This window comes from Streptomyces toyocaensis (assembly GCF_000725125.1).
GTDB lineage: Bacteria > Actinomycetota > Actinomycetes > Streptomycetales > Streptomycetaceae > Streptomyces > Streptomyces toyocaensis.
In genome coordinates this window covers 129629-154711 of record NZ_JFCB01000013.1, presented here as the reverse complement: position 1 = coordinate 154711, position 25083 = coordinate 129629, and the positions used below count along the sequence as shown (strand labels likewise).

General features: G+C 69.6%; 19 protein-coding genes and 1 pseudogene. 10 read left to right on the top strand and 10 right to left on the bottom strand.

From position 1 onward, the window contains the following. Nucleotide 1: 1 nt before the first annotated feature. From BU52_RS32805 to BU52_RS16540, 3 genes are all read left to right on the top strand, one after another. The gene (locus BU52_RS32805; protein ID WP_157847887.1) at nt 2–496 is read left to right on the top strand and encodes a MurR/RpiR family transcriptional regulator; all 495 of its coding nucleotides are present in this window, start codon (nt 2–4) and stop codon (nt 494–496) included. A 242-nt stretch (nt 497–738) separates the two neighbouring features. Continuing rightward, nucleotides 739–1458: a LuxR C-terminal-related transcriptional regulator gene (locus BU52_RS32800; protein WP_051858297.1), complete on the top strand. Its 720-nt coding sequence runs from the start codon at nt 739–741 to the stop codon at nt 1456–1458. 244 nt (nt 1459–1702) lie between these two features. Continuing rightward, nucleotides 1703–2158, top strand: a complete 456-nt coding sequence (locus tag BU52_RS16540; RefSeq protein WP_037934733.1) for a flavin reductase family protein — start codon at nt 1703–1705, stop codon at nt 2156–2158. 94 nt (nt 2159–2252) lie between these two features. Here BU52_RS16540 and BU52_RS16535 read toward each other — a convergent pair whose 3' ends face one another. The 6 genes from BU52_RS16535 to arfA form a co-directional block, all read right to left on the bottom strand. Continuing rightward, nucleotides 2253–3803 (bottom strand): tryptophan halogenase family protein, encoded by a 1551-nt coding sequence (locus BU52_RS16535; RefSeq protein ID WP_078903284.1) that lies wholly within the window; start codon nt 3801–3803, stop codon nt 2253–2255. Then, nucleotides 3800–4669, bottom strand: coding sequence for a tryptophan 2,3-dioxygenase family protein (locus BU52_RS16530; RefSeq protein ID WP_037934658.1), 870 nt, complete (start codon nt 4667–4669; stop codon nt 3800–3802). Before BU52_RS16530 ends, BU52_RS16535 begins: the two co-directional genes overlap by 4 nt. Nucleotides 4670–6031: 1362 nt before the next feature. Continuing rightward, nucleotides 6032–6928 (bottom strand): carbohydrate ABC transporter permease, encoded by an 897-nt coding sequence (locus BU52_RS16520; protein WP_078903281.1) that lies wholly within the window; start codon nt 6926–6928, stop codon nt 6032–6034. Further along, nucleotides 6925–7785, bottom strand: a complete 861-nt coding sequence (locus BU52_RS16515; protein WP_235216358.1) for a carbohydrate ABC transporter permease — start codon at nt 7783–7785, stop codon at nt 6925–6927. The genes BU52_RS16520 and BU52_RS16515 overlap by 4 nt, the downstream gene beginning before the upstream one ends. A 115-nt stretch (nt 7786–7900) precedes the next feature. Further along, nucleotides 7901–9250 (bottom strand): ABC transporter substrate-binding protein, encoded by a 1350-nt coding sequence (locus BU52_RS16510; RefSeq protein ID WP_037934648.1) that lies wholly within the window; start codon nt 9248–9250, stop codon nt 7901–7903. A gap of 54 nt (nt 9251–9304) precedes the next feature. Further along, entirely contained in the window at nt 9305–10810 is a 1506-nt protein-coding gene (gene arfA / locus BU52_RS16505; protein WP_037934646.1) for an arabinosylfuranosidase ArfA, read from the bottom strand. 301 nt (nt 10811–11111) lie between these two features. On the opposite strand from arfA, the gene BU52_RS16500 reads away from it, so the two are divergent. Both BU52_RS16500 and BU52_RS16495 read left to right on the top strand, forming a co-directional pair. Continuing rightward, a complete protein-coding gene (locus BU52_RS16500; protein ID WP_037934724.1) occupies nt 11112–12161 on the top strand; it encodes a LacI family DNA-binding transcriptional regulator in 1050 nt (349 codons plus the stop codon). A gap of 434 nt (nt 12162–12595) precedes the next feature. Further along, a complete protein-coding gene (locus tag BU52_RS16495; protein WP_037934643.1) occupies nt 12596–13264 on the top strand; it encodes a Type 1 glutamine amidotransferase-like domain-containing protein in 669 nt (222 codons plus the stop codon). An 818-nt stretch (nt 13265–14082) separates the two neighbouring features. Here the strand turns inward: BU52_RS16495 and BU52_RS33665 are convergent. Continuing rightward, nucleotides 14083–14259, bottom strand: a pseudogene (locus BU52_RS33665) (helix-turn-helix domain-containing protein); the annotation flags it as partial. Nucleotides 14260–14399: 140 nt separating this feature from the next. Here BU52_RS33665 and bla point away from each other — a divergent pair. Continuing rightward, entirely contained in the window at nt 14400–15326 is a 927-nt protein-coding gene (gene bla / locus BU52_RS16490) for a class A beta-lactamase (RefSeq protein WP_037934640.1), read from the top strand. A gap of 331 nt (nt 15327–15657) precedes the next feature. Here bla and BU52_RS16485 read toward each other — a convergent pair whose 3' ends face one another. Next, nucleotides 15658–18447 (bottom strand): hypothetical protein, encoded by a 2790-nt coding sequence (locus BU52_RS16485; protein ID WP_037934638.1) that lies wholly within the window; start codon nt 18445–18447, stop codon nt 15658–15660. Nucleotides 18448–18671: 224 nt separating this feature from the next. On the opposite strand from BU52_RS16485, the gene BU52_RS16480 reads away from it, so the two are divergent. Further along, complete coding sequence (locus BU52_RS16480; protein WP_037934635.1) at nt 18672–19295, top strand: hypothetical protein; 624 nt, start codon at nt 18672–18674, stop codon at nt 19293–19295. A gap of 71 nt (nt 19296–19366) precedes the next feature. Here BU52_RS16480 and BU52_RS16475 read toward each other — a convergent pair whose 3' ends face one another. Then, a complete protein-coding gene (locus tag BU52_RS16475; protein ID WP_037934632.1) occupies nt 19367–20506 on the bottom strand; it encodes a PucR family transcriptional regulator in 1140 nt (379 codons plus the stop codon). Nucleotides 20507–20638: 132 nt separating this feature from the next. Between BU52_RS16475 and BU52_RS16470 the strand changes: the two genes are divergently transcribed. The 3 genes from BU52_RS16470 to BU52_RS16460 all read left to right on the top strand — a co-directional run bounded on the left by BU52_RS16470 (nt 20639) and on the right by BU52_RS16460 (nt 23314). Then, a complete protein-coding gene (locus BU52_RS16470) occupies nt 20639–21649 on the top strand; it encodes a ferredoxin reductase (RefSeq protein ID WP_107061189.1) in 1011 nt (336 codons plus the stop codon). 7 nt (nt 21650–21656) lie between these two features. Next, nucleotides 21657–22775, top strand: a complete 1119-nt coding sequence (locus BU52_RS16465) for a fatty acid desaturase family protein (RefSeq protein WP_037934627.1) — start codon at nt 21657–21659, stop codon at nt 22773–22775. 290 nt (nt 22776–23065) lie between these two features. Then, nucleotides 23066–23314: a hypothetical protein gene (locus tag BU52_RS16460; protein ID WP_157847885.1), complete on the top strand. Its 249-nt coding sequence runs from the start codon at nt 23066–23068 to the stop codon at nt 23312–23314. Between the two features lie 152 nt (nt 23315–23466). Here the strand turns inward: BU52_RS16460 and BU52_RS16455 are convergent, their stop codons facing one another. After that, a complete protein-coding gene (locus BU52_RS16455; protein WP_327149844.1) occupies nt 23467–25026 on the bottom strand; it encodes an aldehyde dehydrogenase (NADP(+)) in 1560 nt (519 codons plus the stop codon). Nucleotides 25027–25083 lie beyond the last annotated feature (57 nt).

The window sequence follows — 25083 nt, the reverse complement described above, 5'->3', positions numbered from 1 at the left end:
GTTGCCGTTCACGAAGCTGGAGGCGGCGGTGCGCCTGCGCTGCCGGACCAAGCACCGGGTGTTCCTGGACGGCGGCCGCTTCACCGGGGTCGCCGCGCGCCATCTGGCGTTGCGTCTCATGCGGCTGCGGGACGAGGTGCACATGCTGCCCGGCCACCCGGTTCATCCGAACGCGCTCACCCGGGACCTACGGCGCCCAGACGTCCTGGTGCTGATCGATCACCGGCCCTACGAGGAGCGCATGGCGCGCATCGCCCAGGAGGCCAAGACCGCGGGTGCCCGGATCGTACTGTTCACCGGCCCCTGGTTCTCGCCCGTCATGGCGGTGGCCGACGTGGTGCTCGCGGTGGCGGTGCGCTTTCCAATGCCCGGCACGGGCCTGGCGCCGACGTCGGCACTGATCAAGACCCTTCTGGTCTGGCAGTTCTGGCCGATTCAGGCGAGGTTTGAAGTCAGCCAAGGAGAACAAGGCGCCCTCCACCAGGGGCCTTTGTAACGCGTTCGGTCTTTCAGGTTTAGCCAAGCCTGCTTGTTTCACCGGGCGGCCACGACAGCCCTTCCGTTTCATCTTCCGATGCAACTCGCTTCATTGTAACGTCCGTGCAACATGGTTGCGCAGGACGCTGAGACCATCCGCGATGACGGTCGGCCACTGGTCACTCGTGCCGATGGGTGCAGCACGGTCCCCCCTGCGCGCCTTTCCCCCCATTGAGCAAACAACCACGAGGAGGATGGTCGGTGAGCGAACACGCAATCCACCATCACGACGTCATCAACCTGAGGGACCACCAGCCCGCCACGCGCACCATGAATGTGGCGGTCTTTCACGAGGACGCCGTCATCCGCTGCGGCCTCAAGACGTTGTTGCACTCCCTGCCCGCCGTCGGATCGGTCCAGGTGCTCGACGATCCCCATTCCGTGCGTGAGTCTCTGACGCGATGTCAGCCCGACATCGTCGTCCTGCCGGCGTCTTTCGAGGCCGGTCCGCTGCAGGAAGCGCTGGACGCCGTCCGCCGCGTCGGCGCGAAAGTCCTGCTGATGCTTCCGAACGCCGTCCGCGATTGCGTACAGCGCGCCAGCCGGCTGAACGTGGACGGCTTCCTGCTGGAGAGCGGCCTCACCGAGGAGTCGCTCACCCACGCGGTTCGGGCCGTGGCGTGCGGCGAGATGCCGATACCCCCGAGCCTGGTGCGCGAACTGATGTCGGAGGTCAAGTCCGGTGGACGCCGGGACCGCGGCCCCCAGCTCACCCCCCGCGAGGAAGCGGCCCTGACCCTGCTGGTGCACGGCATGAGCAACAAGCAGATCGCGCACCGGCTCGGCATCTCGGAGAACGGCGCCAAGCGGCACGTCTCCAACGTCCTGGCGAAGCTCAACTGCCCCAACCGGACGGTGGCCGCGGTGATCGCCGTCAAGGAAGGGCTGATCCCGGCCCCGGCACCCTCCGCCGTGCTGTGATGCGCGAGGTGACCACGGACCCCGACCGGCCACCCCGAACGGGCCCCCCGGTCTCACGCCCGGCCGGGGATCGCGGCCGGGAGCTCTCCCTTCCTAGCGTGGACGGCGGCCACCGGCCTCCCCCGTCGTCGAGTGAAGGATGGGCCGTCTGATGCAGTGGAGCACCCGACCGGGACCCGCCGAGAGGGCGGCAGACCCCGGCTCCCGCCCGCGGGAGGTCGATGCCCGCACGTTCCGGGAACTCATGAGCGGCTTTCCCAGTGGCGTCGCCGTGGTCACCACGGTCGACGAAGAGGGAGCGCCCCGCGGCATGACCTGCACCTCCCTGTGCAGCGTGGGACTGCAACCGCCCAGCCTGCTGGTGTGCCTGGAGAACCGGAGCGGCACGCTGCGGGCGGCCGTGTCGCGGGGCGCCTTCGCGGTGAACCTGCTGCACACCGCCGGACGCCGGGCGGCGGCAGGGTTCAGCACCCCGGGACCGGACCGGTTCAGCGATGTCGAATGGGAGCTCGTCGAACCGCACGGACTGCCCCGGCTCTCGTCCGACGCCCACGCGACGGCCGTGTGCCGGGTCCTGCGCACGGTTCCGAGCGGTGATCACACCGTCGTCCTGGGCGCCGTCGAGCACGTGGTCACCGCGGAAGCCCCCCGCCCGCTGCTCTACGGCCGACGGCGCTACGCGACCTGGCCCTCGGGGTAGGACGGCACGGGCGCCCGGTGGGCGTCACCACACAAGAACCGTCGGCGCCGGACCTCGGAGGTCCGGCGCCGACGGCGTGGAGGTGACCGGCCGGTCACCCGTGCAGCTGCGCCAGGTACTCGTACTGGCTGGGCAGCTCCCCAGCCAACCGTTCGGCCTGCCTGCGGACGTCCGCGAACTGGTCCCGGGCCGCCGTCGGGTCCAGCAGGTCGAGCGCCGGGTGGGAGCGTTGCGGCGCACGGCCCAGCCCCGTGAGCATCACGTTGTAGGAGTAGGACTCGAAGCCGTGGTAGTACGGGTACACGCTGCTGCCGGACGGCAGTCTCGCCTCCCACAACCGCAGCCGCTCGGCCAGGCCCTCGGGCAGCTCCCGCTCGTCGGCGGCCTTCCAGTACGGCGTGTCGCTGCGGGCGGCCGCCTTGTAGTGCAGCACCAGGAACTCCCGTACGCCGTCGAGGCAGCGTGCGACGCTCTCGTTGTAGCCCTGCGCGAGGACCTGGTCGTGCCCCTGGTCCGGCCAGTGCCGCACCAACTGCTCGATGCCGTGCTGGATGAAGAAGATGCCGGTCGACTCCAGCGGCTCGACGAACCCGCTGGACAGGCCGATCGCCACGCAGTTGTGCACCCAGGAACGCCGATTGCGGCCGATGCGCATACGAATGTGGTTGGCCTCCGCGTCCGCCGCTTGCGGGCCGACGAACGACCGCAGCTCCGCCTCCGCCTCCTCGGGCGTACAGAACTGCGACGAGTAGACGTATCCCGTGCCGATGCGCCCGAACAGCGGAATGGTCCAGATCCACCCGGCGTCCCGGGCGCTGGCGGTGGTGTACGGCGCCAGGCCGTCCGGCTCGGTGTCGACGGGCACGCGCAGTGCCACCGCCCGGTCGTTGGGCAACACGTTCTCGTACGACTCGAAGGGTTCCTCCAGCGTCTTGTTGATCAGCAGCCCGCGGAACCCCGTGCAGTCGACGAACAGGTCACCGGCCAGAGGGCCGTGTTCCCGGGTGACGATCTCGGAGATCCCACCCCGCTCGTCGCGGCGCACATCCACCACGTCGTCCAGGACGCGTCGCACGCCCTGGCGGGTGCCGTGGCCGGCGAGGAACTCGGCGAGCAGCGCGGCGTCGAAGTGGTAGGCGTAGGGGAACTGGGTGTCCTGCTGGAACATCGTGGTGCGCCGCGGACGGTCGCCGCCGTCGTGCAGGGAGTTGTGGAACAGTGTCCCGTCCAGCCGCTTCGGCGCGCGCTTGGCATCGCACAGCGCCGGGAGCACGTAGCACGCCTCGTCGAGACGCCTGTCGTGCGGTCCGAGCTTCAGCCACCAGTCGGCCAAGGTGAAGCCGTCGGCCGTGCGAAGCCGCTCGAAGGGGTGGTAGAAGTACTCACCCCGCCCTCGCCAGTTCTCGAAGCGGATGGCGAGCTTGTACGTGGCATTGCACGACGGCATCCACTCCTCCTCGGCCAGGCCGAGGTAGTCGAAGAAGTGCCGCACGGTACTGAAGGTCGCCTCGCCGACACCGATCGTGGCCACGTTCGCCGACTCGACGAGCGTGACATCCAGCCTGTCCTGGAACGTCGCCTTGAGATAGGTGGCGGCCATCCATCCCGCCGTTCCGCCTCCGACGATCACCACATGGCCGATCATGCGCTGTTTCCTCCTTCGTGAAGCGCCGGGCATCCCCCGGCGGAGGTCCCCGACGGGTGACCCGCCGGGCGGGCGCTCTCCACCGCGCCGGGCAGGTGATCGCGCGCCTCCCACAGGTAGGGGAAGAAGCGATGGGAGAACGTTCGTTCGAGATGGGAGACATCGGACCCGCCGGTGCCGCGGGTGCCCCCGCCGATCATGCGGCGCACCAGGGCGACGTGCTCGGTACGCCAGCGCAGCCACAACTCGTCGTAGTCAAGGAGCAGCTCGCTCAGCAGATACAGAGCACTCCCGGCGCGCTGCGGGAGGTACAGCTCCGTCCAACAGGTCAGTCCGTCCCGGTAAGCCGCGTCCCGGTGCGCGTCGGCCACGCTGCGCCGACGCAGCGAGTCGGCGACCGGGGCGGGCAGCGTGCCGCCCGTGGCACGGACCGTCCGCAGATAGTTGTCGTCTCGCAGGCCGGAAAGCACCTCCAGCTCGCGGAACTGCACCGATTGCAGGCCGCTCGCGCCGACCAGCCGGCCGCGGAAGGCGTGGAAGCCCTCGGGCGGGAGGGCGCGCAGGCTGCGCAGTTGGGTCAGCAGGATGCCCATGGTGTCGTTGACCCGCCGCAGTCGTGTGCAGCACTCGGTCGGGGACCCTTCGTCCAGCAGTCGCACCAGCGCACGCAGATCGTCGGCGAGCAGCTTGAACCACAACTCCATCGCCTGATGGACGATGATGAAGTGGATCTCGTCCGGCTCGTCACTGAGCGGCTGCTGCAGTCGCAGCAGTTCGGGAACGCGCAGGTAGTGCTCATAGGTGAGCGGGCGGTCCGCACGGACTGGGGAGTCGCCGTCGGGCGGGGCTGCAGCCGTGGCTTTCATGCGTGTCCATCCGTTCCGGGCAGGTATCCGGTCGTGGTGCGCGGCTACCGGCTCCGGGGGCCGTGCGGTGGTCGCGTCCGGGTCTGGTCCGGGCCGCATGGCCGGCTGTGGGTCCAGACGGGTGATCGGCTCTGAGCCGTCGGGCACAGGTCGGCCCCCTTCGGGTGTCGATCGGTCCCGGGCACGGGAGTTGCTCCGAGCCTCCCGTCGCCGCGCCCGCGGCGGGAGCGCCGACCGAGGTACCCGATCGGGTCCGTCGACCGCGTACGTCGAGCGGTACGGATGGTGCGGGCCCCCAGGTCCGACGGGGGCGGCCCGAGCGGCGGGACGGTCACGCGCCGGGCGGGGCGCCACCGCCGGCTTCCGGGCCGGGCGCACACGAAAAGGCCGGCCGGTGCACTCGGACGAGTGCACCGGCCGGCTGTGCGACAGCGCTCTCCGCGGTCCCCTACGGAGCAGCCGCCACCACCGTGCCACGGTGCTCCCCCACGATTACATCGTTGCAATGGCGGCGTAAAGAGGTGATGCCGCACTTCCTGTGAGAGTGGCGGACGCCCGCGCCGCGTCGCGCCTCCGCGATGCCGCCCACAGCGGGCGCCGGGTTCGAGACGGTGGCCGCCCTGGCCGGACGGGCCGGGGTCGGCGCCCACCGCGCTGCGGTTCGACTTCCAGGGTTTCCCCGGCTTCCGCGCGGCGCTGCACGCGGAGCCGCCGCGGTACGGAACGCCCGCGCACGGGCTTTTCGTCCGCGAAAGGGCGGACGGGGGAAGCCTGCCGGGTCCGCGAGGCCTTCCCGCCGAGGTGGCCTAGATGCCGGCCGAACTGCCACCCCACGACCTGGGCCAAGCCGTCCGGCTCCTCGCCGACCCGACCTCCGCGTCACGCTGGTCGGCGGCCGCTACACGTACCTGCCCGCGCAGTGCCTGGGACTGCACCTGATGCAGCTCAGGGATGACATCCGCTTCCTCACGGACCGGGACGTGAAGCGCACGGCGACGCTCGGCTCGGGCCGTCGCCGTGATCTCCTCGTCCTGTTCGACTACCGGCGGGGACGAGCAGAACAAGCCGGCCATGGCCGGTCTCGTCCTGGAACGCTGGGGTAAGTGCTGCTCTTCACGGACACGTGGCTGTCTCCCGTCACTAGCAGGGCATGTCGTGCTGCCCTGCCAAGTGACGGCATCCCTCCCCCTACGGCAGCCTCGCGCCCACGCTCACCGTGAACGAGACAGTGACCGCCGAGGCCGTCGCGACGCTGGGAGGAGCGGCCCACGGCCATCTCCGCCGCGGTGAGGACGGCGCCCCAGCACATCGGCCTGGTGTACCACCGGCCCGTCACGCGCCGCCGCGTTCTCCGCACCGGCGTCAGCCCTTCACACCGGACCGGGACACCCCCTCGATCACCCAGCGCTGGGCCACCACGTAGAGCAGCAGCACCGGGACGCTGGCGATGACCGCCCCCGTCATCAGCAGCTCGTAGTGGATGTTGTTTGCGCTCTGGAAGTTCGCCAGACCCGCGGGCAGGGTGAGGGTCTCGGGGCTGAGCAGGACGTACAGCGGCCACAGGAAGTCGTTCCAGTTGGCCAGGAAGGCGAGCAGACCCAGGGTGGCCAGGGCCGGCTTGGTCAGCGGCAGCACCACGCGCACGAAGATCTGCCAGCGGTTGCAGCCGTCGATCTCCGCGGCCTCCTCCAGGTCCTTGGGGAGCGTGAGGAAGAACTGGCGCATGAAGAACACGCCGAACGCGCTCGCCGCGCCGGGCACGATCACGGCCGGCAGGCTGTCCACCCAGGCGAGTTCGTTGACGATCAGAAAGTTGGGGATCAACAGGACCATGGGCGGCACGAACAGCGTCGCCACCACGGCGGTGAACAGCAGGCTCCGACCCCGGAACTGCAGACGAGCCAGCGCGTAGGCCGCCGGGGTCGCGGTCGCGAGGACCAGCAGGGTGTGCGCGGCCGCCGCCAGGACGCTGTTGAAGAGCCACTGCAGCACCGGACTGTCGTCGGCTCCCAAGACCGTGCGATACGCCTCCAGGGTGGCGGGCGAGGGAATCCACTGCGGGTCCACGGAGCCCGCGTCCGCCCCGGTCTTGAAGGAGGTGACCAGCATGTACAGCAGCGGGCTGAGGTACAGGGCGGCCACCACGGCGAGGATGAGGTGCAGCAGGGAGCGCCGCAGGCGCCGCCGGGCGACAGGGTCGAGGCCGCCTGCCGTCGTGCGGGTCGGAGGCGCAGGCTTGCGCACGTCGGTCTGGGTCATCGTTCCTCCTGCCGTTCACGGAAGAGCCGGAAGACCAGCGCGCTGGTCGCCATCAGTGCCGCCGCGAGGACGAAGCTCATCGCGGACGCGGAGCCCATCTCGAAGCGCCGCAGTCCGGTCTCGGCAATGAGGAAGATGGCGGTCTTCGTCTGGTCGGCCGGGGCGCCGTTGGTGATGAGGTAGGACTGGCCGAACATGTTGGCCGAGGCGAGCAGAGTGGAGTTGACGACGAACAACAGCACCGGCCGCAGTCCCGGGAGGGTGACATTGCGGAACCGCTGCCAGGGGCCCGCGCCGTCCATCTTGGCCGCCTCGTACAGCTCGGCGGGAATGTCCTGGAGCCCCGCCAGATAGATGACGGCGTTGAAGCCGAGGGTCCACCACACCGTGACGCCGACCAGCGCCCACCAGGCGGCCGGCGTGTCCGTGGTCCACTGGATGTCGTCCGGTAGACCAATGACACCGAGGTAGTGGTTGACCATGCCGATGTTGCCGTCGAGCAGGAAGCGCCACAGCAGACCGACGACGGCTACACCGAGAACGTACGGCGCGAAGTACACGGCCCGGTACAGGTTGCGCCCACGGAACTTCCCGTTCATCAGCAACGCCACCAGCAGCGGAACCACGAGCAGGAACGGTACCGACAGCGCCGTGAAGACGCCGGTAGCGCGCATCGCCCGCCAGAAGCGGGGCCCCTCGACGCTGCCGGCGTCGAACAGTTCTTGATAGTTGCCAAGACCGACGAAGGGTTTCGCCGGCACGTTGATGTCCCAGTTGTGCAGGCTGATCCACAGCCCGTACCCGATGGGCGCCACGACGAAGGTCACAAAGAGCGCCAGGTAGGGCGCCGTGAACACGTACGGAGTCCACCACCGGTAGGACCTGGAGCCGGTCGGGGCCGGCCGGCGGCCTCGGCTCCGCTCCTTGTCGGTGGCGGACGGCCGCGCTGTCAGCCGTTGCACGGCACCCGCCTCACTTCGCGTACTTCTGCTTGTTCTCGGCCAGCATCTTGTCGGCGGTGCGCACCCCTTCGGCCAGGGCCGCGGCCGGCGACTTCTGGCCCAGCACCGCCTTCTGCACGGCCAGCTCCAGGGCGGCGATCTGCACGTCGCCGAGTCCGGGCAGCGTGGGCAGGAACCGCAGCGAATCCACGTCCTTGGCCAGGGGGGTCTGCGGCAGCCGGGCCACCTCGGGCTCGGCGCGCACGCTGTTGCGAGCGGGGATCATGCCCGCCCTCGCCCATTCCGTGGAGCGCTCGCTCATGTAGTCGATGAAGAACTTGGCCGCCTGGATCTTGTTCTTGTCCTTGGCCGCCTGGGAGGTGAGGACGAAGTTGTGTCCCGCCGTCCACACGGCCGGCGTGTCACCGATGACGGGCACCGAGGACATCTCCCAGCTGACGTCCTTCGCGGTGGTCTTCAGGTCGTTGATCTGCCAGATGCCATCCCAGGTGAAGCTCACCTTGTTGTTCTTGAACGCGTTGTACTGGGCGTCCTGGGCGACCTGATCGGGGCTGTACCCCTTGCGGATCTGCGCCACCATCCAGGTCAGCGCCTCCTCGCCCGCATCGGAGCCCCACAGGGCCTTGGTGCCCTCCTGGTCGTACAGTTCGCCGCCGAACTGCCACAGCAGGGTCATGAACATCAGGTGGGCGGGCCACTTGCTGGGCATCCAGAACGGATGGGTGATCCCCGCGCTCTTGAGTTCCCGCAGCGTTTCCTCGAAGCCCACCCGGTCCTCGGGAGCCTTCTCCAGCCCCGCCTTCTTCAGGTGCTTGGCGTTCCAGTAGTCCGCCAGACAGTGCACGTCGAGCGGCACGCCGTAACGCTTGTCGTCGTACACCCCCGCCTGCCACACCGTCGGGAGGAAGTCCGACTCGGTGAGGCCGAGGGCGGAGACGACGTCGTCCAGCGGGACGAGGGTGCGGCGGGCGGCGAAGGTGGCGATCTGGTCGTTGTGGATCACCGCGACGTCCGGTCCCTTCCCGGCGGTGATCGCGGTCGGCATGGCCGGGTAGAGGTCCGCCCACTGGCGGGTGATGTTCTTGACCTCGATGCGTCCGGCGTAGTGCTTGTTGAAGGCACGCAGCATGCTCTTCATGTGCGGGCCGTCACCGCCGGTGAAGCCGTTCCAGTACTGCAGGGTCACCTTGGGGCCCTTGTACTCACCGCCGCTGAAGGTGGGGCCCGCGTCCGTGCCGCCTTCACCCGAACCGATCTTGGTGCCGCCGCTGCACGCCGTCAGCAGTCCGGCGGCGGTGACCGCCGTGCCGGCCAGGAAGGTTCTACGGGTGGCTCCCGTGGGGACTGAATTGGTGCTCATCGTTGTGCTCCTCGGATGTGGACCCCGGCGGGCCCGGAACCAGTAGGGACGGGTTCAGCGGGTGGTGAGGCGGATCATGCTCCACGAGACGGGGGGCAGCTCCACCGTGAGGAGACCGTCCTCGGCCTTGGTGCCGTCGACCGGACGCGGGCGAACCCGCTCGGGCTGCTCGGCGGTGTTGACCGCGGTCGTGTCCTCGTCGTGCAGGACGATGTGCTCCACGACCCTGGCACCGGGGAAGGCTTGGACGCCGGCGGTGAGGGTGAGCGCCTCCTCGCGGCCCCGGTGCACGGCGAAGAGCACCACGTCGCCCGACTCCTCGTCGTGCGTGGCCGTGGCCCACAGGGTGGGGACCTCGCCGTAGCGGTCCGTCTCCACCACGGGGGACGTGGGTTCAACCCGCAGGACCGTGCCACGGGCGTGCCGTGCCGTCTGGGCGAACGGGTGGAAGATCGTCTGACGCCAGGCCGGGCCCTGAGGGCGGGTCATCACCGGGGCGATCACGTTGGCCAGCTGGGCCTGGCAGGCGGCACCGACGCGGTCGGCGTGGCGCAGCAGTGTGACGAGCAGGCTGCCGACCACCACCGCGTCCGTGACGTCGTACACATCCTCGATGAGTTCGGGCGCGGGGCGCCAGTCCAGCGAGGTCTCGCCGGCGAACCGGCTCTGGTACCAGACGTTCCACTCGTCGAAGGACAGCTTGATCTTCTTCTTGTTGCGCAGCTTGGCGCCCACGTGGTCGGCGGTGGCCGTGATCGCCGAGATCATCTGGTCCATCTCGGCGGCGCTGGCCAGGAAGGAGTCGACGTCGCAGCCGACCGGATCGTAGTAGGCGTGCAGCGAGATGTAGTCGACGAACTCGTAGGTGTGCTCCAGCACCGTCGCCTCCCAGGATGCGAAGGTGTCGATGTAGGCGTTGGAGCTGCCGCACGCGACCAGTTCGAGGCCGGGGTCGAAGCGCTTGAAGGCGCGGGCGGTCTCGGCGGCGACCCGGCCGTACTCGTGGGCGTTCTTGTGCCCCATCTGCCAGGGGCCATCGAGTTCGTTGCCCAGGCACCACATCCGCACGTCGTGCGGTTGCTCGGCGCCGTGGGAGCGCCGCAGATCGGACAGGGTCGTGCCGGACGGGTAGTTGGTGTACTCCAGCAGGTCGACGGCCTCGGCGGGGCCGCGAGTGCCGAGGTTCAGGGCGAGCATGGGTTCCACGCCCGCCTTGCGGGCCCAGGTCATGAACTCGTTGAGCCCGAAGGCGTTGCTCTCCACACTGCGCCAGGCGAGGTCGAGCCGGCTGGGCCGGGACTCGCGGGGGCCGACCCCGTCCTCCCAGCGGTAGTTGGAGACGAAGTTGCCGCCGGGGTAGCGCACGACGGTCACTCCCAGTTCGCGCACGAGGTCCAACACGTCCGTGCGCAGGCCGTCCTCGTCGGCCGAGGGATGGTCCGGCTCATAGACACCGGTGTAGACGGACCTGCCCATGTGCTCGACGAAAGAGCCGAACAGTCGGCGGTCGACGGTTCCTGTCCGGAAGGCCGGGTCCAGGGTGAGGTGGGCCGAGGTCATGAACGAAGACTCCTGCGTGTTGGCTGCGCGGCACGCGTCGCGCATCGGTGTGCAAGCCGCCGGGAAGGGCCGGGAATTACGGTCGGCCGCAGCCCCGGCGAGAGCCGCGGTCGACCGCCGTTGACTGCTACGATTACATCGTTGAAACAGCGTCGTAAATAGGTCACTGCAGAGTTCTTACGAAAGTTGCCGAGTGGAGCCCCGGCCGGAACCGCACCGGCGGGCCGCGTACGGTGTGCTACGCCATGGAGACGTGTCCGGGCGGGGCCGCACGGCACCCGCGTCGATGGAGGTGATGCAGATGGGGGCGAGCCTCAAGGACGTCGCAGCCATGGCCGGGGTATCGGTCAAGACCGTGTCGAACGTCGTCACCGGCTCCACGTACGTCTCCCCACCGACCCGTGAGAAGGTCGAGCGGGCGCTGTCCGCCCTGGACTACCGACCCAACCTGTCGGCCCGCAATCTCCGCAAGGGCAGGACCGGAGTGATCGCCCTGGCACTGCCGGAGCTGGACGCGCCCTACTTCGCGGAACTCACGCGGTTCGTGATCGACGCCGCCGCGAAGCACGGCTGGACTGTCCTCATCGAGCAGACGGACGGAGATCCGGCCCGGGAGCGGGACGTGCTGGACGGGGTGCGGGAGCAGCGCATCGACGGACTCATCTTCAGCCCCATCGCCGTTGGACCGGAGGAACTGGCGGCCCGGACGGACACCACCGCGCTGGTGCTCCTCGGCGAGCGCGTTCTGGACGGCCCCACCCACCACGTGGCCATCGACAACCAGCGCGCCGCCCGGGAGCTGACCGAGCACCTTCTCTCGCTCGGCCACACACGGATCGCCGCCATCGGCCGGCAGGACAACCCGAGCGCCAACACGGCCCACCTCCGGCTGGCCGGTTACCGCCAAGCCTTGGAGGCAGCCGGCCTCAGCTACGACGAAACCCTGGCACCCCTCACCCGCGCGTACCACCGCGCGGACGGCGCCCAGTTGATGCAGTACCTGCTGGACCTGCCGGAACCACCGCAGGCCGTCTTCTGCTGCAACGACCTGCTGGCACTGGGAGCACTGCGAACCGCGCTCTCGTCCGGTCTGCGCGTACCCCAGGACATCGCCATCGGCGGGTGGGACGACATCGAGGACGGCCGCTACAGCACGCCCACCCTCACCACCGTCTCGCCCGACAAGGAACAGATCGCCCACGTGGCCGTCGACATGCTCGAAGCGCAGATCAACGGCACCCGGCCGACACGGCGAGGTGCGGAGGTGAGCGAGGTGACCGCCGGCTCCCGACTGGTGATCCGGGAGAGCACGGACCCCGTCGGCACGGGGACTGCACACCGTTCGGTGTGACTCCCGATCACGGAGGATGCATCGGTGGCCGGTGAGGAAGTGGCCGACGACGAGGTCGGTGAGGCGGCAGTGTCTGTGTCGGCGAAGGCTGTGGACGATCAGCTGATCGACGAGCTGGTGAGCCGGGCCCAGGCCGAGGGCCTGCCACTGACCGGCGAGTGCGGGCTGCCGCAGCAGAGGTGGAGAGAGAGCATTACGCGCCAGAGAGTGCTCTCAGAGCATCACCCCGCGGGGGCCCGACGTCCATACGGGCCTCCTGTAGCTCGCAGGAACCGGGAACCCAGTCGCCGACAGGGCCACCCGGTCCTAAGGGACCTGTCATCTTCCGAGGGACGCCGGTGCAGAAGTACGGCAACGCCGCACAGCGATGAGTTTCGAGGTGGCCCCCGGTCTACCGGTCGGACCGCTCCACCACACTCGTGTCAGGAGTCATCTTGAAGCTTCTTCTTACGGCGGCGGGTATCACCAACGCGAGCATCCAGGGCGCGCTCGTGCGGCTGCTGGGCAAGCCGATCGCCGAGTCCGACGCCCTGTGCGTTCCCACTGCGGGGTACGGGCACCCCATGGGCAACCCTGCCGGGGTCTGGCGGTTCATCAGTGGACAGTCTCGCCTGCCCATGTGCGACCTGGGGTGGAAGTCCTTGGGAGTGCTGGAGCTCACCGCGCTGCCCAGCATCGGTGCAGAGCGTTGGGTCCCCTGGGTCCAGGAAGCGGACGTCCTGCTGGTGAACGGCGGCGATGCGCTGTACCTGGCCCACTGGATGAGGCAGTCCGGCCTGGCGGACCTGCTGCCGTCGTTGAGTGAGAAGGTCTGGGTGGGGTTGAGCGCCGGGAGCATGGCGATGGCCCCTCGTATCGGCGAGTACTTCGTCGAGTGGACGGCGCCCACCGGGGACGACAGCGCGCTGGGCGTCGTCGACTTCTCGATCTTCCCGCATGTGGATCACGTAGACCTGCCGGAGAACACCATGGCGCAGGCGGAGAAGTGGGCAGCCGGCCTCCCGAACCCCGCATACGCGATCGACGACGACACCGCCATCACGGTCGTCGACGGTGCGGTCGAGGTCGTCTCCGAGGGCAAGTGGCGTCACTTCCCCGCCTGAGCGACACCGCCCCGGCATCCGGCCAGTTCATCCATCGATACCAGCGCTGCAGTGGGCCCTCACACGAGGGCCAGAAACGCAGTCCCCCGCCGTGCCCGAGCGGATACTGCTGACAAGCATCCGCCGCGGGCCGACCGCACCGCTCCTGGGATCGCCGGCAGGGTCGAGCGCCAGCCGCTCAAGGTGCGTGCCGGGCCGGCCGACGCCTCGTACGAGCCGGCGAAACGCACTTGACGTCCTCTCAGACGGGTCCATAGCGGGGTAGGGGCGTTGTTGTCCTTCGTGACCGTGGTCGGGCCTTGGTGGTCGTCGCCCGCCGGCCACGATGTCGCGGCCCAGGTGAGCGGTGGCGGCGCGGATTGGTGGTGCGGGGTCAGGCTGCTGGATGCGATGGACCCGGAAGAGTGTCCCCGGGGCGAACACCCCCTGGTCCGGCCCCCGCCCGTGGTCGGACAACTGCCGTACACGACGGCCCGCCACCGACCAGATGACACAGCTCCCGCCCGGCATGGCCGCCGTGCTGGTGGGGTCGAACCGGGTGGTACTCAGGCGGGCCGCGTCGCGCAGCAGTGTCCCGGGGCGGGGAAGAGCGGGGACCCCGTGACCCTCGGCGGAGGGATCACTGCCCGTGCCGCGCAGCACCGCGCCCCGGTAGGACGGCAGCCGGTTCAGAGCCGAGGCCACACAGGCACCGAGGTTCCGCCCTGGTCAACCTGCTCACGGCGACGAAACAGCGCAAGGCCGCCGGGCTGCCCACCCCGAGGATCAGCAAGCACCTCATCTTCTCCGGGCCCCCGGTACCGGTAAGACCACCATCAGCTGAGGGTGACCCGACGCGATGTCCGCTCGAACAGGCGCTCGCCGAAGAGTTCCTCCAAGGCGGCGATGCGCCGGCTCGCCACCGGCTGTGACATGCGTGCTGCGGCCGCTCCTGTGGTGAAGCTGCCACGCTCCATCACGCTGAGAAACGCCCGACATGCTCCCACCAGGTCCATCCGACCAGTCCATGTGGAAACAGCATGGAACTGGCTGCAGGTGTATTGGACCGTATGGAACGCGGAGGAGGAACATGAGCCGGTGTCCGAGCCGTGTCTCTTCTCAACACCCTGTGACGGCTCATTTTGGAGGTCCGACTATGCAGTCCACTCGTGCCCGGCGTGCCGTTCTCGGAGGGCTCGCTGTACTCGTCGCCCTTCCGCTTGCCGCATGCGGCCATGACAGTCCCCAGGTGCCACCGGTTCCGGCTGCCGCAACAACGCGGGCGGATCCCGCTGCGAAACCGGCCGTCGACAGTTTCAAGGAGCTGGAGCGCAAGCACGGTGCGCGACTTGGGGTCTACGCGGTCAACACGGGCGATGGGCGGGAGGTGGCCTTCAACGCTGATGAGCGGTTCGCGTACGCCTCCACCTTCAAGGCGTTCGCCGCCGCTGCCGTCCTACGCAAGTACTCATTGAGCGGCATGGACAAGGTGATCAAGTACTCCCGGAACGATCTGATCGACCACTCTCCGGTCACCGAGAAGCATGTCGATTCCGGCATGACCCTGCGTGATCTGTGTGACGCAGCCGTCCGCTACAGCGACAACACCGCGGCCAACCTCCTGTTCGACGCACTGGGCGGGCCGCAGGGCCTGGCCGCCGCTCTCGCAGAGACAGGTGACACCACTACCCAAGTGGTGCGCCGCGAGCCGGAACTGAACCAGTGGTCTCCCGGTGCCACACAAGACACCACCACGCCCCGCGCGTGGGCAGCAGACCTTCGGGCATTCGTTCTCGGGGACGCCCTGGGCAAGGACGAACGCGAACAGCTCACGCAGTGGCTGCGGACCAACACCACCGGAGACGAACTCATCAGGGCCGGAGTACCCAAGGGATGGGACGTCGGGGACAAGACCGGCGGAGGCGGTGTCTACGCCGTCCGAAACGACATCGCCGTCGTATGGCCCCCCGACGCCGCACCCATCATCATGGCGATCATGTCCAACCGAGGCGCCGAAGACGCCGAGTACGACAACAGACTGATCGCCGAAGCGGCATCAGTGGTCACCAAAACACTGGCGTAGCAGAGCTACTGAACAGCACTCGGACACCACGCGACCACCCAACGGCTCCGGCGTTCTCGCCAGGCGCCGGAGCGTCCGCCCGGGACCGCCGCCTCAGGGCACGGCCGGCGACCAACAGGTGCGACCCGGTCGCGGCCTGCCACAGTCGCCGGGGTGACCCTCTGGCCGGGCGAGGTGCCGTCGACCTACAGGGCCCTCGATGTCGGGCAATGACCTCACCTCGGTGACCCACGCGGGGGTGAGCACGTCCGCGGTGAAGTGGACACCGGGAGCGATCGCCCCGGCGAGCGCGCGGAGATCGGCGGCAGCGGCGAGGAATGCACCGTGCGGACTACGACGCGTCGCGGACCGTGCCTTCGAACGGCGGACCCAGTGGCGCCTCTTCGTCGTCCGTCACCTGGAAGCGCACGTACTCGGTTCCTTCCGCCACCTGGTCGCGGATGGTCGGGACGGTCAGCTCTGTCGATTCTTCGCCCGCCTCGATCACCGTCCACAGCGTCCCGTACGTGACCTGCGAGAGCGGGACCGCCGGGTTCGGGATCTCCTCCACGAGCTGGGACAGCCACTCCTGGTCGACGTCGGCCGTGGACAGCTCCGGGCGGCCGCCGGTGACAGGGACCAGCTGGGCCAGGGCCCGAATCTCGATGTCCGCCTTCTCCGAGAGGGAGACCCGCCACGTCAGCGGCGCGCCCTCGGTGACGTCGGCGGTCACCGGCTCGATGGTCACCTTCGGCATCGGGTCGTCGTTCTCGGCGGTGACACCGCCGGCGTCCGCGCCGACTACTGTGCCCCGGACGGCCTTGACCGCGATGTCATGGGGCTCGTCCCAGCCGTAGCGCTTGTTGCCCTGGACCCTCACCTCGACCTTGATCCCGGCGGTGTTGGGGCCGACCTCGACCAGTCGGCCGGTCGACCTACCGGTGTCCGGGTCCATGACGTACAGCCGGACCGCGCCCGCGTTCTTGCCGGTGATGCGGACGGGCACCTGGTACGTACGGAAGCCTGAGTCGCCCTCCTTGACCGTGAGGCGGCCGATGTCGACGCGGGTGAGCGGCGTGGTCTTCACCGCGGGCGTGCCCGGCTTCCACGACCAGGCGTCCATCAGCCACGCCTTGCCGGAGCGGGACTTGGGGGTCACTTCCAGGGAGGCGATCTTGCCGAGGTCCAGCTTGGCGCGGGTCGCGGCGGTGAGCGGGACGCGGAGCTCCTGCCCCCAGTACGAGGCGGTGCGGTCGGTTCCCGGCAGCCCGTCGATGCGGACGCTGCCCAGCACGGCCCGCTTGCCCTTGGCGTCCCTGACGCTCACGTCGAAGCGGGTGCCGCTGGTGTTCGGGGGTACGGCGACGCGCAGCGCGAGCATTTTCGCGCCCTTGACCGGGACCGCCTTCTTCGGGGTGAGGCGGGCGGTCGTGCCCGGCTTCTTCCAGTCCAGGGCGACCGCGCGGCGGCCGGCCTCGTGCTCGGGGCGCCAGTGCGCGAAGTGCGGCGAGGAGCCGGGGTCCCTCCCGCCCATGCAGGCGGAGCGGCCGGGGGCAACGGCGTCGCACAGCTTGGCGCCGCTGACCTTCGGCGGGCCCTGCGGGTCGTCGGGGAGGAAGCCGGGGCCACGGTTGCCGCCGACCGCGTGGGTCAGCACCCGGGCGGGGTCGGCGGAGGGGGCGCGGCGTCCGGTGCCGTCGACGAGCTGGCGTACGCGGTCGTCACCACCGACGAACAGCCGCGCGGCGGCGGCGATGTAGGTCGCGCCCGCCTTGTGCTGCTGGTTGGCGGAGAGCCGCCCGGCCGCGCCGGGCGAGCAGAGCGGGTCTGGCGACTCGGGCTCGTGCCAGAAGTCGTCGTCGGCCGGGGCCTCGGCCTGACCCGGGGTCCACTCGCTGTTGAAGTAGTTGTGGTTGGCGCCGATCATGTAGACCGAGCTGTGCAGGGCCTTGCCCCGGCTGACCCCCCGGGTGCCGTCCGTGAACACCTGGCCCTGAAGGTCGGAGACATCACCGTCACAGCCGGGCAGGATCGTGAGCGAGGGGACGTCGGGCACCGGGTTGTGGCCGAAGATGGTGGGGCCGATGTGGACTGTGCCGCGGATGTTCCACCGGGCCTTGGACCGGTAGCCGTCCTGGGCGGCCGGCGGCTGGTAAAGGCTGTCCATCACCGCGCGGTTGACGCCCTCGCCGCCGCGCGAGTGCCCGACGAGGAGCACCCGGGACAGGTCGGTCTTCGGGCCCTTGCGCACCGCGGTGGGCGCGGAGGCGGGCGTGGCGGCCCAGTCGGCCCAGCGACCGAGGTGATTGCGGATCAGAGAGGAGCGGGCCTGCGCGCCGCCGTCCTCGGCGTTCCAGTCCTGGCCGTTGATGCCGTTGGCGGAGATCGAGACGGTCACGTACCCCTGAGAGGCAAGAAGCTTCTGGTCGCGCAGATAGCCCCGGTGGCTGGGGATCGGCTTGCTGCCCTTGGTGCAGGGCCAGTTGCCGGAGATCTCCTCGTTCTTGCCGGGGACGTAGCAGGTGGAGTGGCGACCGTGCAGGAAGAGGGCGATCGGACGCTTGCCGGGGGCCTTCTTCGGGGCGACGACGACACCGCGCATCTCGACCGGCTCGGGGAGGCCCGGGAGCTTGACGGAGGAGAGGCTGTACTCACTGGTGGTGGTGGCGTACGTGCCGGCCCTGCCCGGGTCGACGGTCCCCGGGGGGAGCTTGGGCGGGAGCTTCGGTGCCGGCGGTGTCACCTTGCGGCTCGCGCCCGCGTCCGGGGCTTCATCGAGCCGGCGCCCCGCGGACTGGACCTGGAGGTCGTCCAGGTCGGCGGTGCGGACCTCGTCGAGGGGGATGCGGAAGGTCCGGCCGTCGTCCTGCGGCTCGGGTACGCCCACGAGCGCGCCGTTCGCGTGGAATTCCACGCGGGCGTCGCCCATGGGGACCTGCTCGGGGGCACGCCACTCCAGGTGGCTCCGCCCGTCGTCACCGGCGATGCGCCAGCCGGGCGGCAGCGTCTCCCCGGCGTCGGGTGTCACTGCTCCGCTGGGCTTGTCCGGCGGAGCCGGGGCGGCGTACGCCCCCGCCGGCGCCACCCCTGCGACTGTCAGCACCGCTATCGCGGTAACCCATGCCTTCCGGGCACGTATCAAAGCTCTCTCCTCAACCCTGGTCGAGCGCACGCCTGTTCCGGTGGTCCGTCCCGGATCGAACGCGTTCTCGGACATCGAGACGGGGAGCCGAACCTGTGGGTTGCCTCTGCGGACGGAGTGATCGGCGGGGCCCGGGCTGGACATGAGAGCTGTCCCGTAACTGGACGGCACCCGTTGCCGATCCTGGATCGGATCGTGTCAGCGGCCAGTGACAGGATCAAGGGGTGCTGATCAAGGGATACGACGTCGGCCCGTTGGTGCCGGGCGAGTCACTGCTGGGCCGCCCGGGCTTCTGGTCGAACTACCTCCTGGCGATGTGCAGCGACGGTGGGTGTCTCGAGCGCCCGGCTCCTGAGTGGTTCGGTGAGGACGGCGCCGACGTCGATGCCGTGTCCGAGGTCCTCTTCGACGCTGAGCGGTGGCCGGTGTTCAGGGTGCCGGCAGCAGGCGGCCCTGGAGCCGTGGTGATCTACCGCAACCTGGAGGGCGGTTACGGCACCGACTACCTCCTCACCCATCCAGGCGGAAGCTCCGCCGAGCAGATCGCCAGCTGGGACGGAGACTTCTCGGGCGCAGGGCTGACATGGCACGAACTGGTCCGGATCGCTGACAGCCCGTCGCTTGCGGACGAAGGCGTCCAGGACTCAGCCACCCGCTTCCTGCTACTGCTTCCCCTCCTCACAGACCCGGACGTGCCCGAAACAGCATCGGTAAGGCTTGTTGCCGCCCTGACCACAACTGGCGCGCCTCAAGACACTGCGTCCACTACGGCGGAGCATCTGCTGGCTCACCTCACAAGGAGACCCTGGCACGACCCCGCGTGGACGTCTCCGCTGAGCGGCAGCTGAGAGGTGGGCCGAGCCGCCAGTGCCGCACAAACCACGAGTCGTCCGATGGCGTCGAGACGAGGCAGTACTCGTCAGCTGACCCGAAGACCGAGCGCCAGCGTCAGTTCGAGGACCCGGTGGGGTGATGCGAGATCCGGAAACATTTCCCGCAGCTGCGACATCCGGTAGCGGACTGTCTGGGGATGGACGAACAACGCCGCCGCTACCTCCTCCCGTCTGCCCTGGTGCAGCAGCCAGGCCCGCAACGTCTCCTCCAGCCGCCGTGCGGTCGCGACAGGCAAGGTCCGCAACGGTGCGAGGGCTCGGGCACGCAGGTCTGCGAACGCGTCCACGTCGGCGCTCAGCACCAGCTCGGGCAGGTGGTCCTCGGTGTCGCGAATATCAGAGGAGAGGGAGCGGGCGCGTACGGCTCGTGCGTACGAGGCGGACGCACGCGTCCATGGCCGGGCCGGGCCGACCACGGCGGTGCGGTCGGTCAGCTGCCGCAAGAGATGTGATCGGTCGGCATCGGGGACGAGCAGCACACCGGTGGCGTCCGGCAGATCGTCGAGGACGAGGGTGCTCGGGTCGAGCGCGCGGTAGGCGGGCCGGGCCTGAGCGGCGGGCAGCAGGACCGCGGTCAGCGAAAGCGGAGGCTGCCACCTGGCCCGTTGAACAGAGGCCAGCAGCACGTCCGGACTCGCGCCGGCGAGAAGGTCGCGGGCCAGGTGTTCCAGGTGGCGCTCCTGGTCCCGGCCCCGGGCGCCCAGTTCGTCGGCGTGGCCCGCGGCACTCGCGGCGGAGAGCTCGTCGATGTAGGCGAAGGTCAGCTCGGCGAACTTGGCGACCTCCGCGGCCGGCAGGCCTGCGGATACGGCACCCGCTGCCAGGCATCGCCAGGCCACACGGGCGCCGACGCGGTAGGCGCTGAGCAGGGCGTCCATCGAGCGGCCGTCGCGCACCTCGCCGCGGCCCAGCTCGTAGGCCGCGTCACCGCCGTCGCCGCCTGTGGCGTTCCCGCTCGCCAGGTCCAGGTAGTGTCCCAGAGCGGTGCGGACGGCTCGGCGGATGGTGGCGCCCATGCGGCCCGAAAGGGCATTGGCATAGGGCGGGACCTCGTCGATGATCGCCTGGACGACCTCATCGGCGGTGGTCTTCAGCGCGGCCCGAAGTGCGGTGACCGTCGTCTCGTCCAGGGCCAGTTCGCTGGCCCTCCGGATTGCATGGTTCACGTTTTTGTTCCCTGCGAACAATTCAGCCGATCGGATTCACGTCCTCCGGCCAGGACTTTACGCCCTGAGGTGCAGCAAGCTGGAGTCATGACGAGTGCAGCCCTGCGCAGCAGGGCGTGGAAACTGCTGGAGATGGTCACGACGCCGTTGCTGCCGTCGGACTACCTGGACCTGGTCAGCCCGCTGCGTGCGGGCGCCGACCTGCGAGGGCGCATCGAGGCAGTGCGCCCCGAGACGGGTGACGCCGCGACTCTCGTGATCAGGCCGGGACGGGGCTGGCGCGGCCACAGAGCCGGTCAGTACGTGCGGATCGGGGTCGACGTCGACGGGGTGCGCCTGTGGCGTGCCTACTCCATCACCTCGCCGACGAACCGCCAGGACGGCCGCGTCACGATCACCGTGAAGGCGATCCCGGACGGCAAGGTCAGCAACCACCTGGTCCGCCGGGCGAGACCGGGCACGCTGATCCAGCTCGACCAGGCGACCGGTGACTTCGTGCTGCCGCAGTCCAAGCCCGCCAAGGTGCTCCACCTGACGGCCGGCAGCGGCATCACTCCCGTGATGGGCATGCTGCGCGACACCGAGTTCGACGACGTCGTCATGGTCCACTGCGCGCCACGGCCGCAAGACGTGATCTTCCGCAACGAACTGCACGACCTGGTCGCGGACAGGAAGCTGCGGCTCACCGAGGTGCACACCGACACGGACGGCATGCTCGACATCGCCCGTCTCGACGAACTCGTGCCCGACTGGGCCGAGCGCGAGACCTGGGCCTGCGGGCCCGCGGGCCTGCTCGACGCCGCCGAAGAACACTGGAGCGAGCACGGCGTCCGGGAGCGCCTGCACACCGAACGCTTCCGCCCCGGCATCGTCGTCGCCGGTGACGGCGGCGAGGTCACGTTCAGCGCCACCGGCAAGACCGTCGACGCGGACGGCGCCACGCCGTTGCTGACCATCGGCGAGGAGGCCGGCGTGCTCATGCCGTCCGGGTGCCGCATGGGCATCTGCTTCGGCTGCGTCACACCGCTCAAGGCGGGCGCTGTCCGCGACCTGCGCACCGGCGGGATCACCGAGGCAGAGCCGGGCGTCCTCATCCAGACCTGCGTGTCCGCCGCGGCGGGCCCCTGCGACATCGAACGGTAGGAACACCTTGACCGCCATCGACCCCACCGCCCACCTGACCGCGGAGCAGATCGAGGAGCTCGGCCGCGAGCTGGACGCGATCCGCGACGAGGTGATCGCCGACCGCGGCGAGAAGGACGCCGCCTACATCCGCAAGGTCATCTCCGCGCAGCGCAAACTCGAGCTGGCCAGCAGGGGCGTGCTGCTGTTCTCGTTCTTCCCGCCCGCGTGGCTGATCGGCACCGCCGGGCTGTCCGTGGCGAAGATCATGGACAACATGGAGATCGGCCACAACATCCTGCACGGCCAGTGGGACTGGATGCGGGACCCGAAGATCCACTCCACCACCTGGGAGTGGGATCACGTCTCGCCGGCTGACCAGTGGAAACACTCGCACAACGAGCTGCACCACACGTACACCAACGTGATCGGCAAGGACAACGACCTCGGCTACGGCATCATGCGCGTCGACGAGGACCAGGAGTGGCACCCGTTCCACCTCGGCCAGCCGTTGTGGAACTTCGTCAACGCCTGCTTCTTCGAGTACGGCATCGCCGCCTACGACCTGGAGCTCGGCAAGAACCTGAGCAAGCACCACCGCAAGGATCCGGAGTTCCGCGCGCGGGCCCGGGCCGTGGGCCGCAAGATCCGCAAGCAGGTGCTCAAGGACTACGTGATCCACCCACTGCTGTCGGGCCCGTCGTTCCTCCCCACGCTCGCCGCCACGTTCACCGCGAACCTGGTCCGCAACCTCTGGTCCCACTCGGTGATCATGTGCGGGCACTTCCCCGAGGGCGTGCAGGTCTTCGAGCGCCGGTCGATCGAGGGCGAGACGCGCGGCCAGTGGTACCTGCGCCAGATGATGGGCTCGGCGAACATCAGCGGCAGCAAGGCCGTCCACTTCATGACCGGCAACCTGTCACACCAGATCGAGCACCACCTGTTCCCAGACCTGCCGAGCAACCGGTACGCCGAGGTCGCGGTGAAGGTGCGCGCGCTGTTCGAAAAGTATGAGCTGGAGTACGTCACCGGGCCGCTGCCCAAGCAGGTGTTCTCCGCGTGGCGCAAGGTCTTCCGGCTCTCGCTGCCGAACAGGAGGCCCAAGGTCAGGGCGCCGGAGCGCGAGAAGGAGCTCGTCGCGGCCTGATTCCCGGTCTGGGTGCGGCTCTTCCGGTCGTACGCCACGGGGTCCGGGGCAGGAACACCCTGCGGGCGTACGATTCCGCGGCCGGGCGCGAGCTGTGGCACCGCAGGGCGGCCCCGCGGCCGGACGGGCGGGGGGCGTGGAGGACTCGAGCACGGACGGCTCGTACTCCGCAGACGTGCGCTGGTCCGTCGGGGACGCAGCCGGGCAGCGGCCCGGAGCCAGCACCTTCGTTGGAAGGCACCCCGGCCAGCGCCATGCCCTGGGGCTGCGCCCCCGCGCTCGGCAGGTGCGTGACGGCCGAGACCGAGGACCCGCGGAGCGGGGCCCGGCTGCACACCTACCGGACGGGCCTGGAGGCGAGCCCCGTGGCCCACGCCACCGTGGTGTCCGGCCGGTCGGAGGGCGGCATCGAGCCGGGCGGTGGCGTCGCCGCCGCCCGGGCCGCGGTGCGGGCGCCGGGCCAGGCGCAGCGCCCGGTCCCAGGTGAACGCGGCCGACACGGCGCATGGCGTGCCGCAGCTCGCGCAGGGTGGCGCTGAAGCACATGTGAAGCATGCTCGGGGCCCACGCACGGCCAGTCGGCGCCCCTGACGTCCCCGGACGGGCATCCTGCGAAGCGGCGGACGTAGGGGGGTTGCCCTCAGATGTCCGACGCCCTGATCCGGATGCCGTGGGAAGGGTGTAGCAGCACCTACCTGGGCCTCGGTTCGAGCGTGCCGTCGACGAGTCGGGTGACCCCCAGCGGGTTGGTGGCGCGGAGTTCCTCGGGAAGGAGAGCGTCGGGGAACGACTGGTAGCAGACCGGACGGAGCCAGCGTTCGATGGCCAGCGTTCCGACACTGGTGGTGGCGGGCGCACTCGTCGCGGGCCAGGGTCCGCCGTGCACCATGGCGTGGCAGACCTCGACCCCCGTCGGCCAGCCACCCCACACGATGCGTCCGGCGAGGTCCTCCAGAACGGGCAGCAGACGCGTGGCTGCCCTCAGGTCGGCGTTCGCACCGTGGATGGTGGCTGTCAGCTGCCCTTCCATGCCTTCCAGCAGGCCAAGGAGTTCTTCGAGCCCGGACCACCGCACGACGAGGCCGGCGGCACCGAAGACCTCGCCGGTGAGGTCGTCGTGGGCCGTATAGGTCGCCACGTCGCATTCGAGGACTACGGGGCCCGGTGCGTACGGGCCTTCCCCGGGCAGTCCCTGCGCCAGCATGGACACCCCGTCGACGGCCGCCCACCGTTTCGACCCCTCGATGTAGGCCTCCGTGATGCCCGGGGTCAGCATGACCCGTCCCGTCGTGCCGGCCACTGCCGGAGCCACGGCGGCGCAGAAGGCGTCGCCTGCCGCACCTGCCGGCAGCAGCAGGAGCCCGGGATTCGTGCAGAACTGGCCTGAGCCGTTGGTCAGTGACGCCACGTACGCGGCCGCGAGAGCAGTGGGGTCGTCCAGGGCGTCGTTGAGGACGATCACGGGATTGACCGCCGACATCTCGGCGTGGACCGGGATGGGCACAGGCCGGGAGTTGGCAGCTTGGACCAACGCCGTTCCACCGGCCCGTGAACCGGTGAATCCAACCGCCATGATCCGTGGGTCGCGCACGAGGTTCTGACCTACTTCTGTGCCGCGGCCGACGAGCAACGAAAAGACGCCGGCCGGCATGCCGGTGTGCTCGGCGGCAGAGATCACGGCGCGGGCCACGAGCTCGCTGGTACCCGGGTGGGCCGGGTGCGCCTTGGCTATGACGGGGCAGCCCGCGGCCAGTGCGGACGCGGTGTCACCGCCGGCGACGGAGAAGGCCAAGGGGAAGTTGCTCGCACCGAACACGGCGACAGGGCCGACAGGGATTCTGCGCAGGCGCAGGTCCGCACGGGCGAGTGGCAGGCGGTCAGGGAGCGCGGAGTCCACGCGGACACCGAGCGCGTCCCCACTGCGGACCAGGTCCGCGAACATGCGCAGTTGTCCGCAGGTTCGTCCGCGTTCGCCGGTCAACCGGTCCAGTGGCAGTCCGGACTCGCTTCCCGCAAGGTGCAGAAGGCCGTCACCGAGTGCCTCGATCTCCTCCGCGCAGGCGTCGAGAAAAGCAGCCCGGCGGTGCCCGGGCAAGGCGCGGTACTCACGTGCGACGGAGGCAGCCAGTCGGGCTGCCCGCGCAACGTGGTCCGGTGAGGCGTCTCGCAGCGTGGGGCCCAGAGGCTCGGAGGTCGCTGCTCGGACGCCGCGCCAGGGCTCGCCGGTGCCGGGGATGTCACGGCCGGCCACGATCGAGGTTCCGGTCAGATGCACAGTGCTCCCTCTTCCTACCTGCTGTTGAAAGTC